Origin of the sequence: Anaeromyxobacter sp. SG17, from assembly GCF_022690695.1 — a bacterium.
In the GTDB taxonomy this organism is placed as follows: Bacteria; Myxococcota; Myxococcia; order Myxococcales; family Anaeromyxobacteraceae; genus Anaeromyxobacter; species Anaeromyxobacter soli.
The window spans coordinates 83,954-96,776 of the sequence record NZ_JALCYX010000008.1 but is presented as its reverse complement, the minus strand read 5'-3'; the positions used below and the strand labels follow the sequence as shown (position 1 = coordinate 96,776).

Genomic DNA, 12,823 nt, shown 5'->3' with positions numbered 1-12,823 from the left:
GGGCGGCCCCCCCCCCCCCCCCCCCCGCGGGGGGGGGGGGGGGGGCCCCCCCCCCCCGGGGGGGGGGGGGGGGCGGGGGGGGGCGGGGGTGGTCGCGGCGCGGTGCGCCGCGAGGAAGCGAGGAGGGGTCATGTCCGCGGTGCTCGAGGTCTTGCAGGCGGTCGGCGTGTTCCTCGGCGGGATGGTGGCGCGGTTCGGGGTCTTCCTCGCCATGATCGCGCTCTTCGCGGTCCCTGCCGTGGTGCTGGCGCTCGCGATGCGCGCCATCGAGAGGCGGCGCGAGCGGCGGCTCGGGCTGCGCAGCGTGTCCGGCGTGCTGTTCCGCCCGGGCCTCGTCTACGCGCCCGGCCACACCTGGCTCCAGCCGCGCATCGGCGGGGCCCTCGAGCTCGGCATCGACGGCCTCGCGCAGCGCCTGCTCCCGGCGGTGTCCTCGGTGGACGTGCCGCGGGCAGGGACGCAGGTCGCGCGCGGCGAGACCATCGCGACGCTCTCGGGCGGAGGCCGCGAGGTGCGCGTCCGCGCGCCGATGCCGGGCGTCGTCGCGGGCGTGAACGCGGCGGTGGTGCGCGACCCCGCGCTCGTCAAGCGAGACGGCTACGGGCGCGGGTGGCTCGTCCGGATCTCCCCCGCGGATGGATCGTGGGCCTCGCTGCCGCGCGGCGAGGCTGCGGAGAGCTGGATGCGACGCGAGGCCGTGCGCTGGAACCGCTTCCTCGAGGACCAGCTCGGGTTCGCCGCGGCGGACGGAGGCGAGCTCGTCGCTCCTGCGCCGTGGCTCATCGGCGAGTCCGGCTGGCGCGCGCTCGCGACGGCCTTCCTCAGTGTGTGAGCTCCGCGATGGTGCGGCAATCAACCGCGGCCCGCATCTCTTTCGCGGACTCCCCGGGTAGGGTTCACGATCCGGAAATGGCGCGACACGGTGCCGCACGTCTCTTCGGTCAGGGCGTGCGGCTTCTTGTCACGCCGCTCGTCGCGCTCGGGGTGCTCGCCGCGGGCGCACTTTACGTGATTCTCCTGCCGGTATGCGGGATTGCCTCAACCGCGCAGGCGCTCGCCACCACCGGGTGGCGCCACCTCCGGGCGACGCCCCCGTTCAGGCCGCGCTCTCGGGTGATGCAGCGTTGATTGCAGTCAAGCCTCCCCCGCCGTCACGTCGCGTTTTGCGAGAATTGCGCAAAAGCCGGAGGAGGCGTGCGATCCCGGCGAGTTTTGCGTGAGGCGCGTCCGGGCGGGCGTTTGTCGAATGTTGCTGGGTTTACGCGTGTTTAAGCGCTGAAACCCGTTGGACATCCCCCCGGATTCCCTGGTAGGAATCGCTCGTCCGTTTCGTGCAACGGATTGAGACGACTCCCTCCAGGGTGGGGCCAATGAAGAGATTTCTGCTGCCGCTCCTCGTCGCTTTCGCCGCATCCCCGGCCTGGGCCGGAATCCCGGCGGAGTCCGAGGACTGTCTGGGCTGCCACAGCGACCCGGACCAGACGTACGACCTGCCGAGTGGCGAGAAGCTGTCGCTCTACGTGAACCAGGAAGCGTTCGCCAAGTCGGTGCACGGCGAGATGCTCCGGTGCACGGAATGTCACACCGACAAGACGAGCGACCACGCGACCGGCGAGCTCAAGTTCAAGACGCGCCGCGAGGTCACCCGCGCGTATTACGAGCAGTGCAAGGGCTGCCACTTCGCCAATTACACGAAGACGCTCGACGGCGTGCACTTCGCGGTGATGGCGAAGGGCAACGACAAGGCCGCCCTGTGCGTCGACTGCCACGGCGCTCACGACATCTCCCGGCCCGGGCAGCCTCGGGCGCGCATCTCGCAGATGTGCTCGGGCTGCCACGGCAAGGAGGCCGCCATCTACGCGCGGAGCGTGCACGGTCGCCTGGCCGGCTCGAGCTCCGACGTGCCGGTCTGCACCGACTGTCACCGCGCGCACGACACCACGGACCCGCGCGACGGCGCGCTCGCGGCGCGGACCCCGGAGATCTGCGGCCGCTGCCACACCGACGAGAAGCTCATGAAGCGGTACGGCCTCTCGACGAAGGTCGTCGACACCTACCTCGCCGACTTCCACGGCATGGCCGCGAGCCTGCAGCAGGGCAAGAAGAAGGGCCCGGGCGTGCGCCTCGCCGCCGTCTGCACCGACTGCCACGGCGTGCACGACATCGAGAAGTCCGACAGCCCGAACTCCTCCGTGATGGCGGCGAACCTCCAGAAGACCTGCGCGAAGTGCCACGAGGGGGCGAGCGAGAGCTTCCCGAAGGCGTGGCTCTCGCACTACGAGCCGACGCCCGAGAAGGCGCCGATCGTCTGGGCGGTGCAGCTCTTCTACAAGCTGATGATCCCGTTCATGGTGGGCGGGCTCGTGCTCCAGATCGCGCTGCACCTCTGGCGCGTCGTGGTGAATCGATGAGCAACTACATCGTCCGTTTCAGCCTCAAGCAGCGGATCGAGCACTTCGTCACGATGACGACCTTCGCGGCGCTGTGCCTCACCGGCCTGCCGCAGAAGTTCTACACGACGGGGTGGGCGCACACGTTCGTCGACCTGTTCGGCGGCATCGACAACACGCGCTGGATCCACCGCTTCTTCGGGGTCGTGCTGGCCCTCTCCACGATCGTGCACTTCGCGAGCGGCATCGCCGCGATCCTGTCGCGCAAGATCGGCTTCTCGATGGTCCCGACCAAGCGGGACTTCGAGGACGCGATCCAGCAGCTGCGCTACTACCTGGGGATGACGGATCAGCACCCTCAGTACGATCGCTTCACGTACAAGGAGAAGTTCGAGTACTGGGGCCTCGTCGCCGGAAACGTGATCATGGTCGTCACCGGGTTCATGCTCTTCTTCCCGGTGAAGGCCGCGACGCTCATCCCTGGCCAGATCATCCCGGCCGCGAAGGTGGCCCACTCGAACGAGGGCCTCATGGCCTTCTTCGTCATCACCGTCTGGCACATCTTCAACGCGCACCTCAACCCGGACGTCTTCCCGTTCGACGCGTCGATCTTCACCGGCAAGGTGAGCCGGGAGCGCTACGTGCACGAGCACCCGCTCGAGCTCGCGCGCCTCGAGGGCGGGCTGCCGCCGGACGCGCACGGGCACGCCGGGCACGGGGATGCGCCGCCGGGGCACGGTGGAAAGCGCGTCGTGGGCTGACATCCTGGCGCAAGCCATCTTCCACACCCTCGTCGCCTCGCTGTTCGTCGAGGCGCTGGTGCGGAGCTGGGGCGTGCGCGAACCTCGCCAGCGGATGGCCCTACGCCTCACGGCGCTGGGCTATCCGCTGGTCCTGTTTCCGGCGCTCGTCGCGCTCTTCCCCTCCCGCGGGGAGGAGGGGTTCCGGGAGGATCTCGCGCTCTTCGACGCGCGGAGCTGGGAGACGGTTCGGCTCCTCGGCGTCGGCCTGTTCTGGTGGTGGCTCGCGGCCTTCGCGGCCGCGGGGGCGGGGCTGTTCCTCATGGACCTCTGGCCGGTCCTGCGCGGCCGCGGCCGCCGCGCGCCGGCGGGCGAGCTGCCCGATCCCGCCAGCGCGGCCGTCCTCGCCGCCGAGCTCTCGCGCGCCGCGGCGGCGCTCGGCGTCAGGGAGCCGCCGCTCGTCTTCCTCGGCCGCGACCTGCCGGTGCTCTTCTGCACCGGCGTCCGGCGTCCGGCCCTCGTCGTCTCGGGCGGAACGCTCTCCCGGCTCGATCGCGACGAGCTCGCAGCCGCGCTCGCCCACGAGCTCGCTCACGTGGCGGGTCGCGACCCGCTCAAGAGCTGGATCCTCATGGGGCTCCGCGCGGTGATGTTCTGGAACCCGGCGTTCCAGGTGGTCTCTCGTGCGCTGGCGCGCGACGCGGAGTGGCTCGCGGACGAGCGCGGCGCCGCCGCGTGCGGCGACCGGCTGGCGCTCGCGAGCGGGCTCCTCAAGCTGCACCGCGCGACGGCCGGCGCGAGCGGGGTGCCGCGCTCGCTGCCCTTCGCCGCGGCGCTCGCCGAGCCGCTCGCGCGGGTCCGCTCACACGACATCGAGGTCCGGTGCCGGCGGCTGCTCGACGGTGCGCCCGCCCGGCTCCCGTACGCTGGCGTCCGCGTGGCGCTCGCGGGCGGCGCCCTCGCGGCCCTGCTGTTCTTCGTGATATGACCGAGCGTACGGCCATGGGCGCGGTGCGGGCGAGCGGCGCGGGCGCGGAGATCGCCCGGATGCTGGTGACGCTCGCGTACGTGCTGGCGGGGACCGCGGCGGCGATCGCCGGCCTCGGCGCGCTGCCGCGCCTGCTCGCAGGCGACACCGGGCCGCACCGGGCCGCGTCGATCCAGGAGGCGGAGCGCCGCCTCGGCGCGCGCATCCTCCTTCCCGGCTACTACCCCGAGCGCCTGGCCTGGCCGCCCACGGCGATCCACGTGGCGGGCGGGCGCCACGGCTCGGTGCGTCTCGCCTTCGCCGCGCGCGACGGGGGGACGGGCCTCGAGCTCGTCGCCGCCACGGACGCCGGCGTGGACATCGCGCCCGCGCTCCTCTCGGATCGCACGGTGCTCGGCGCCCGCCCCACCGCCGTGGGCGGGCACCCCGCGACGCTCGCGTCGGTGCTCGTCGAGGGCGTGCCGTGGCAGGAGCTGTCGTGGTCGGTGAACGGCCGCGCGGTGGTGCTCCGGACGCAGGGAGATCTCGACGAGCTCGTGCGGATCGCGCGGAGCCTGCACGGGGTGAGCGGGCGATGAGCACGACGAGCCACGCGGTCGGCGGGATCTCGCTGCGGACGCGGGTGTACCTGCTCATGGCGATCGGGATCTTCTTCCCGATCGTGCTCATGGCCGCCGCCGGCCTCTACTGGATGCGCGGCTTCGACGAACGGATCCTGTCGGGCCGCAACGCCGCGGCGACCGCGGTGGCCGCCCACTTCGACGAGGGGCTCACGTCCGACCTCGAGTCGCTGCAGCGGCTCGCCTCGGCGCTCTCGGCGGGGTTCGGCGACGCGGACCTCTCCGACGAGCGGCGCCTCGTCCGCACCGGCCACGAGTCCTTCCGGCACCGCGACACGATCTTCCTGCTCGACCGCGAGCAGAACGTGATCGCGGAGGAGCCGATCGGTGCGGTCACCGAGGTCCCGCTGGCCGCCCAGGCCCTGGTAGAGGAGGTGCTCGCGAGCGGCCGCCCGCGGCTGTCCGGGCTCGTCCTCGAGGCGCGCGGGCAGGTGATCCACGAGCTCGTCCCGGTGCGCAGCTGGAAGGGCGAGGTCGTCGGCGTCATGGGCGGGACCTTTCGCCCCGACCGGCGCGACTTCGGCCGCATGCTCGAGCACCTCCGCCGGGGCCGGACCGGCTTCGCGGATCTCCTCGACGCGGATGGCCAGGTGATCGCTTCGAGCGAGCGCGGGCGGGCGGGGCGGGCGGCCGGATGCAAGGCCGGGGTCCGCAAGCTCCTCGAGGCGCGCCGGACCACGTCGGTGAGCTGCAGGGAGTGCCACGAGGACGGGAGCACGCCCGCCACCAACGACGAGCTCATGACCTTCGCGCCGCTGGGGAGCGCGCCGTGGGCCGTCGTCGTGCGGCAGCCCATGGCCGAGGCGCTGCCGACCCAGGGCGCGGTGCCGTGGTACATCGTGGGCTTCGGGCTCTTCCTCCAGCTCGCGCTCGTGGGCACGTTCGCGTGGGGGGCCGCGCAGAGCGTCACGCGCCCGGTGGGCGTGCTCACCTTCGAGGCGGAGCGGATCGCCCGGGGCGAGCTCGGCTGGCCCATCCCGGATCTCGGCTCGGACGAGGTCGGCCGGCTCGGCCAGGCGCTGGAGCGGATGCGCGGGGCGCTGCGCGCGACGCTCGCGCAGGTGGCCGAGGTGAACGCGCAGCTCGAGCAGCGCGTGGAGGAGCGCACGCGCGAGCTGAACGACGCGCTCGGGCAGGTCCGCGAGCGCGACGCGGACCGTGGCCAGCTCCTGAGCAAGGTGATCACCGCGCAGGAGGACGAGCGGAAGCGGATCGCCCGGGAGCTGCACGACGAGACGACCCAGAGCCTCGCGGTGCTGGCCATGGGGCTCGAGGCCGCGCAGGACGCCATCCGCGCGGGAAAGACGCCGCGGCTCGACGAGGTGAAGGCGGTCGCGGTGCGCACGCTCGAGGACGTGCACAGGCTCATCCTCGACCTGCGGCCCTCCGTGCTCGACGACCTGGGTCTCTTCTCGGCCATCCGCTGGTACGCGGAGCGGAGCCTCGAGACGCGCGGGATCTCGGTCCGCTGCGAGTTCGGCGAGCTCGACCGCCGCCTGCCGCCCGAGCTGGAGACGGCGCTCTTCCGCATGTGCCAGGAGACGATGAGCAACGTCGCGCGCCACGCCCAGGCGACCGCGGTGCTCGTCCAGGTGGGCGTCGAGGGCGACCAGCTCCAGATCGAGATCGAGGACGACGGGCGCGGCTTCGACGTCGAGGCGGCGGCGCGGCGCGAGGGGCGCCGCCCGTGGGGGCTCCTCGGAATTCGTGAGCGAGCGGAGATCCTCGGGGGCTCGGCCCGGATAGACTCCGCGCCGGGGAAGGGGACGCGGGTGCAAGTGCGCGTCCCGCTGCCACCGGCCGAGCCGCCGCGGCCCGAGGGAGCGAAGGAAGGGCGGGGAGGAGTCGTCGCATGAGCAAGATCCGCGTCGTCATCGTGGACGACCACGCCATCCTGCGCGAGGGCATCCGCGCGCTCCTGCAGCTCCACCCGGACATCGAGGTGGTGGGCGAGGGCGCGAACGGGACGGAGGCCATCGCCGCGGTGGAGCGGCTCGATCCCGACGTCATCCTCATGGACATCGCCATGCCCGGGCTGGGAGGCATCGAGGCCGCGCTCGAGATCCACAAGCTCGGTCGGCGCACGCGGATCCTCATCCTGTCGCAGTACGAGGATCGCGAGTACGTCCGCAGGCTCCTCAAGGCCGGCGTCGCGGGCTACGTCCTCAAGAAGTCGGCCGGCTCCGAGCTCGCGAACGCGATCCGCGCCGTGAACCGCGGCGGCCTCGTGCTCGATCCCGAGGTGGCGCGCACCGCCATGGCGGACGCCGGGCAGGCGACGACCGGCGGCGCCGCCGATCCCTACGAGGCGCTCACCGACCGCGAGAAGCAGGTCCTGAAGCTCGTCGCCGAGGGACGCAGCAACAAGGAGGTCGCCGACGTGCTCGGCATCAGCGTGAAGACCGCCATGAGCCACCGCGAGCACGTCATGGAGAAGCTCGCCGTGCACAACCGGACCGAGCTCGTGCGCTTCGCGCTGAAGCGGGGCGTCATCCGGGTGGACGAGTGACCGGCGGCCGCGTGGCCTCCGGGCCCCTTGCGCTTCGCCCCGGAGCCTGACGGTCCAGGGCATCCGGAGCCGCGATCGCCCGGCTCCGTCGCCCGCAGCGCTCTGCGCCTCGCGTCACCTCAAGGAGAGGCGCGTCCGGAGTCACGCGCGCCGCCGTCGGCGCGCAGGGCCATCAGCCGTTCGCGGGGCGCTTGCCAGGATGGTGCGAGCCGCGCCGCCGCCTCGTACTCCCGGGCGGCGTCCGGCGGCGACTCGTCCTCGTACAGGAGGCCGAGGAAGTAGTGGGCGTCGGCGCTCTTCGGCTCCAGCTCGGCTGCCCTCCGCAGGACGGGCTCCGCGACGCCGCGCCTCCCCATCGCGAGCAGCACCTTCCCTGCGCCCACGTAGAAGGACGCGGTCCCTGGCTCGAGCGCGCTCGCGGCCTCGAACTGCTCGAGGGCGACGGGCAGCAGCTCCGGCGCGCGCTCCGAGACCGCGACCGTCATCAGCAGGTTCCCCAGTCGGTGAAACGCCCAGGCAGGACCGGTGGTCTCGAGGCGCCACGGGCCGACCTCGTGCACGATGCGCCGGCCGAGCGCGTGATCGGCGAGGTAGCGCGCGGTGGAGCGATAGCCCTCGAGCCGCTCGTCTCGCGTCCGCACCCCGTCGAGGAGCCGGGCCGCTTCATCCGGGTTGCCGAGCGCGATGAGCAGGCGCGCGCGCTCGACGAGGATGCCGGGCTCCGCAACGGCCTGCAGCTGCTGGAGGTGGTCCCGGGCGGCCTCGGGATCGCCGCGCAGCCAGGCCGCGCGTGCAGCGCGCAGCCGTCCCTCCGGGCCGTCGAGCCGCGCCGCCGCCGACGCTCCGACCACGGGCGGAAGGGTCGCGCGCTGGAACGAGCGGAGCGAGCGATCGTTGTCCTCGTCGGTCGAGGCGTACATCGCGCGCGGCGCGGCGAACTCGAGCAGCGGGAGGTCGTCCGTGTTCAGGGACGCGCCCTCCGCGAAGCGGCGCGTGTCGTCCTCGGAGAGCACGAACTGCTGCAGCACGTCCTCGGGATCGCCCCAGTACCGCGCCAGATCGGCGCGCGCGCCCGGCGATTGGGCGATCCGGCGCGCCGCCGCGTCCAGGTCGACCCGGAGCGGCTTCTTCCCGCCCACGAGCAGGTAGTCGCCTGCGCCGCCGCGCCACACGGTGACGTCCGGGAACACCTCCCGGAACGTCCGGACCACCATGCGGATCTCGCTCGGGAAGATCGCGTACGACTGGAGCCACTGCACCATGACGCCGTCTTCCGAGAGGTGCTCCCGTGCGACGCGGTAGAACTCGCGGGTGAAGAGGTTCGCCACCCCGGCGATCCACGGGTTCGAGGGCTCCGAGACGATGAGGTCGTAGGGCTGCGCCGCGGCGGCGAGGATGTGTCGCCCGTCTCCGGCGATCACCCGGAGCCGCGCATCGCCGAGCACGTCGTGGTTCTCGCGCGCGAACAGCCTCGCGGCGTCGACGACCGCCGGCTCGAGCTCCGCGACGTCGATGGCGCGGAGCGGGTACTGCGCGAGCGCGCCGGCCGTGATGCCGCTGCCGAGCCCGATCACGAGCGCGCGGCTCGCGTCGGGCGCGAGCAGCGCGGGGAGGTGACCCAGCAGGAGCTGGGTCCTCATGTCGAGACCGTTCGTGCTCGCGTCGGTCTTGCCGTCCACCGAGAGGAACAGGTGCTCGCCGGTGCGCGTGACCGAGACGGTCGTGGTCAACCCCTCGGCATAGAACAGGAGCTCCTTGGAGGCGGACTTCTCGCGAGGCGACTGCGCCCCTGCGTCCTTGCCCAGGTGGCGGGCGGCGTAGATCGACACGCCGCTCGTCATGAGGAGCCGGTCCCAGCGCGGCACGGCGAACACGGCGATCGCGAACGCCGAGGCGGCCGCGAGCGCGGCCAGCGATCTCCTCGGCCGCGCGTCCAGGGCGAGCAGGAGCCCGAGGCCCGCGGCCAGGTTCGCGGCCGCGGCGGCCACCACCGTGCCGTGGATCCCGATCTGCGGCACGAGCACGAACCCGGCGCCGACCGAGCCGACGATGGTCCCGATGGTGTTCGCCCCGTAGACGCGCCCGACGTCGTCTCCCACGCTCGAGATCCCGCGCGTCAGCCCCGCGAGCACGAGCGGGAACGTCGCGCCGATCGCGGCGGAGGGCACGATCATGACGAGGAAGCTCGCGCCGAACTGCGCGAGCAAGGCGCTCTCGTGCGAGAGCCCCAGCCGCCCGAGGATCTGGAGGACGATCTGCGGCAGCATCCCGAGCACCGGGAGCGTCGCGACGGCCAGCGCCGCGACCGCGCACTCGAGGACGCCGAACGCGGTGAGCCGGAGACGCCACCGCCGGAGCGCCTGCGAGGCGGCGAACGCGCCGCCGGCGAGCCCGACGAGGAAGGTGGCGAGCATCGCGGTGAACGCATAGGTCGAGCTTCCGACCGCGAGGCAGAGGGCCCGCGTCCAGGCGACCTCGTACGCCATGGACGCCGCCCCGGAGATCCCGATGGCCGCGAGCGCGACCCGAGCGGCCCTGGGGGACGGGGAGTGCTCGTCCCCGGCGGCCGGAGGCGCCTCCGCCTGCGATGGCGCCTCGGACGGCGCCGGCGCAGGAGGGCGACCGCGACCGGTGCGCTCGAGCAGCAAGGCGGCGATCCCGACGCCCAGGTTGAGCGCCACGCCGATCCAGACCGTCGCGCGCAGGCCGAAGGAGGGGAGGAGGGCGAACCCCGTGGCGACCACCCCGAGCACGGCGCCCATCGTGTTCACGGCATAGAGGAGGCCGACGCGGGATCCCGTCGTGCCGGACCGATCGACCACCGCCCGGCTCAGGAACGGCAGGGTGGCGCCCATGACGGCGGTGGCGGGCACGAGCAGCAGGGCGGAGAGCGAGAACTGGAGCAGCGTCGCGCCGACCGCGCCGGGCTCCAGGATCCGGTGCGCGGCGATGTAGGCGGCGTCCGCCCCAGCGAACAGGAGCGGCGTGGTGAGGCAGTAGAGGCCGATGACGATCTCGGCGAGCCCGTAGACGAGCAGCGGCCTCCGCGAGCCGTCCGCGCGCTTCCCGAGGAGCAGGCTGCCGAGGGCGAGGCCGCCCATGTAGGCGGCGAGCACGGTCGTCACCGCGAAGACCGTGTGGCCGAACGTGAGGGAGAGGAGCCGGAACCAGACAACCTCGTACAGCAGCGCGGCGGCGCCGGAGGCGAAGAAGCACGCCGCCGCGACGCCCGTGGAGAGTCGTGTCTTCATTCCTGTCCCTCTGTCCGAAACGAAACGTCTAGGAACGCCTCCGCGCCCGTCTTTGTCAACCGTCGGGAAGCGCGCGCCGTTCCGCGCTCGGCACTGGAGGTGCGCGGCCGCGCCGGCGTCTCGCCGCGGAGGCCGTGCGGTGGCGCTCCTCGGAAGCGGGCGAGCGTGCGTGCCCGCCGCGGTGCGCGGTATCATTGCGCTCCCTTCGAGCCAACGGGAGCGGCATGATCTCCGGGAAGCGCGTGTGCGTCGTGATGCCGGCCTACAACGCCGCGAAGACGTTGCGGCGCACGGTCGACGAGCTCGATCGCACGGTGGTGGACGACGTCATCCTCGTCGACGACGCGAGCCCGGACGAGACCGTGGCCGTCGCTCGCGAGCTCGGGCTCCATCACGTGGTGCACCCGCAGAACCGCGGGTACGGCGGCAACCAGAAGACGTGCTACGCGGAGGCGCTGGCGCGCGGCGCCGAGATCGTGGTGATGCTCCACCCCGACTACCAGTATTCGCCCGCGCTGGTCCCGGCGATGGCGGCGATGGTGGCCAGCGGGCACTTCGACTGCGTCCTCGGCTCCCGCATCCTGGGCGTCGGTGCGCTGCGCGGCGGCATGCCCCTGTGGAAGTACGTGGCGAACCGCTTCCTGACGTTCGTCGAGAACGTGCTGCTCGGCTACAAGCTCGCCGAGTACCACACCGGCTATCGCGCGTTCTCGCGCGAGCTCCTCGAGGCGCTGCCGCTGGAGGAGAACTCCGACGACTTCGTGTTCGACAACCAGTTCCTGGCGCAGGCGCTCTGGTTCGGGTTCGACATCGGCGAGATCTCGTGCCCGGCGCGCTACTTCGAGGAAGCCTCCTCCATCAACTTCCGGAGGAGCGTGAAGTACGGCTTCGGCGTGCTCGGCACGGCCATCGAGTTTCGCCTCGCGAAGATGGGGCTGCGCAGGTCCGCGCGGCTGTCGGACACGGGTCGCAAGCTCGCCGTCACTCAGGCCCCCGCGGTGTCCCGCGGCGGCGCCGCGTGAGGGCTTCCGCCGCCGTTCCGGGACGGAGCGCGGGCGCTGCGCGCGGGGAGTGACTCCGGCTCGAAGGTCGGTGTCCACTCGAGCGCCGGCGCATCACTGAGATCGACACGCGCGAGCCGGGGGACGACGCTCGACGCGGCGCGCGAGCTCCCGCGCCGCAGCGAGCCTATCTCGGCCCGAGCGGCACGCCCGCCGCGATCGTCGCGAAGAAGGTCGCACCCCCGACCTCCTGGCCGAGCGCGTGGCTGCGCGCCAGGTCGGCCACGCCGGTGAGAGAGAAGTCGATCGTCTCGATGAACCGGTGCCGCACGGACCAGAGCACGCCGATGCGTGCCCCCGCGGCAGGCAGCAGCGTCGCCGTCGAGCTCTCCACGACGTCGATCCCGGCGAGCCCGAGGGCGACCACCTCGACGCCTTCCTGAACGGGAAAGCCCTTCCCGATCCCGAGGAGCCCGAGGCTCCTCGCCTGGCCGCCGCCGACCCGGTCGAAGCTGTGCGACAGGACCATGTGCTCCTGGCGCGAGAGGAGGCGCACCGCGGGTCCGAACCCCGACCCGCCGGCGAAGCCGACCTCGAGCACGCGCCGGAGGGGTACGTCGATGGGGCTCGTCGTTTCGGCGCTCGCGACCCCCGCGATCCTCGCGGCCGGCGCCGTGCGCGTCGGTCCCGGCGACGTCGCGGCGACGCGGGTCGTCGCAGGCGCGGTCGCCGGGCCGCGCGAGGCCGCGGTCGTCGCGCTCGCCGGTGCAGCGCTCGCGGCCATCCCTGCAGCAGCGCCAGCCGGCGTTCCGGAGCTGGCGCGTGCGCCCACGACCGCCGGCGTGTCCACTGCGGGTTGCGCCACGAGCGGCTTCTCCGCGGCGGGGGGTAGGGCGTGGCATCCCCGGCACGTGAGCGGCCCCGCCTGCTGCTCCTTGTGGCACCCCCGGCAGCGCTCGTGCGCGAGCTTCGGGGTGAACTCGATCTTCTGGATCGGTCCCTCGCCGTGGCAGCTCACGCAGTGCGCCCTGCGCGCGAGGTGCGCGGGGTGGTCCACGGTGACCGTCCCGAAGGTGCGCGTCTTCAGCGCGACCTGCTGCGGCGCCGGCGGGAGCGCCTGCTCCGCGAGCTCGGGCACGAGCCGGGGTCCGGCGCCGAGCATCGCGACCCGCTGGGCGTCCGTGGGCGTGTCGAGCGCCGCGGCGGCGCCGACCGAGAGGAGCGCCGCGAGCGCGATGAAGAGCAGCCCCCTGGGCATGGCGCGGCAAGGTACACGAACGTGCGGACCGAGACGAGAGAGCGGCCGCCGCGCCGGATCGTACTC

At 72.9% G+C, this 12,823-nt stretch carries 10 protein-coding genes; 8 read left to right on the top strand and 2 right to left on the bottom strand.

Annotated features, from left to right (window positions below; genetic code table 11):
* Positions 1-130: 130 nt before the first annotated feature.
* From MNY60_RS05825 to MNY60_RS05795, 7 genes are all read left to right on the top strand, one after another.
* Complete coding sequence (locus MNY60_RS05825) at positions 131-832, top strand: glycine cleavage system protein H (RefSeq protein WP_242337892.1); 702 nt, start codon at positions 131-133, stop codon at positions 830-832.
* Positions 833-1,370: 538 nt separating this feature from the next.
* A complete protein-coding gene (locus tag MNY60_RS05820; protein ID WP_242352496.1) occupies positions 1,371-2,411 on the top strand; it encodes a cytochrome c3 family protein in 1,041 nt (346 codons plus the stop codon).
* A complete protein-coding gene (locus tag MNY60_RS05815; protein WP_242337888.1) occupies positions 2,408-3,151 on the top strand; it encodes a formate dehydrogenase subunit gamma in 744 nt (247 codons plus the stop codon). Before MNY60_RS05820 ends, MNY60_RS05815 begins: the two co-directional genes overlap by 4 nt.
* Positions 3,129-4,118 carry a M56 family metallopeptidase gene (locus MNY60_RS05810; protein WP_242360185.1) on the top strand — a complete coding sequence of 330 codons (990 nt, stop codon included), beginning with the start codon at positions 3,129-3,131 and terminating at the stop codon, positions 4,116-4,118. The genes MNY60_RS05815 and MNY60_RS05810 overlap by 23 nt, the downstream gene beginning before the upstream one ends.
* Entirely contained in the window at positions 4,115-4,696 is a 582-nt protein-coding gene (locus MNY60_RS05805; RefSeq protein ID WP_242360184.1) for a hypothetical protein, read from the top strand. Before MNY60_RS05810 ends, MNY60_RS05805 begins: the two co-directional genes overlap by 4 nt.
* A complete protein-coding gene (locus tag MNY60_RS05800) occupies positions 4,693-6,594 on the top strand; it encodes an ATP-binding protein (protein ID WP_242360183.1) in 1,902 nt (633 codons plus the stop codon). Before MNY60_RS05805 ends, MNY60_RS05800 begins: the two co-directional genes overlap by 4 nt.
* A complete protein-coding gene (locus MNY60_RS05795) occupies positions 6,591-7,247 on the top strand; it encodes a response regulator transcription factor (RefSeq protein ID WP_242360182.1) in 657 nt (218 codons plus the stop codon). Before MNY60_RS05800 ends, MNY60_RS05795 begins: the two co-directional genes overlap by 4 nt.
* A gap of 119 nt (positions 7,248-7,366) precedes the next feature.
* Here MNY60_RS05795 and MNY60_RS05790 read toward each other — a convergent pair whose 3' ends face one another.
* Positions 7,367-10,498 carry a fused MFS/spermidine synthase gene (locus MNY60_RS05790; protein ID WP_242360181.1) on the bottom strand — a complete coding sequence of 1,044 codons (3,132 nt, stop codon included), beginning with the start codon at positions 10,496-10,498 and terminating at the stop codon, positions 7,367-7,369.
* A 224-nt stretch (positions 10,499-10,722) separates the two neighbouring features.
* Between MNY60_RS05790 and MNY60_RS05785 the strand changes: the two genes are divergently transcribed.
* Positions 10,723-11,520 (top strand): glycosyltransferase family 2 protein, encoded by a 798-nt coding sequence (locus MNY60_RS05785; RefSeq protein WP_242360180.1) that lies wholly within the window; start codon positions 10,723-10,725, stop codon positions 11,518-11,520.
* Between the two features lie 166 nt (positions 11,521-11,686).
* Here MNY60_RS05785 and MNY60_RS05780 read toward each other — a convergent pair whose 3' ends face one another.
* On the bottom strand, positions 11,687-12,757 hold the full coding sequence (locus tag MNY60_RS05780) for a cytochrome c3 family protein (protein ID WP_242360179.1): 1,071 nt from the start codon (positions 12,755-12,757) through the stop codon (positions 11,687-11,689).
* Between the last annotated feature and the right edge of the window lie 66 nt (positions 12,758-12,823).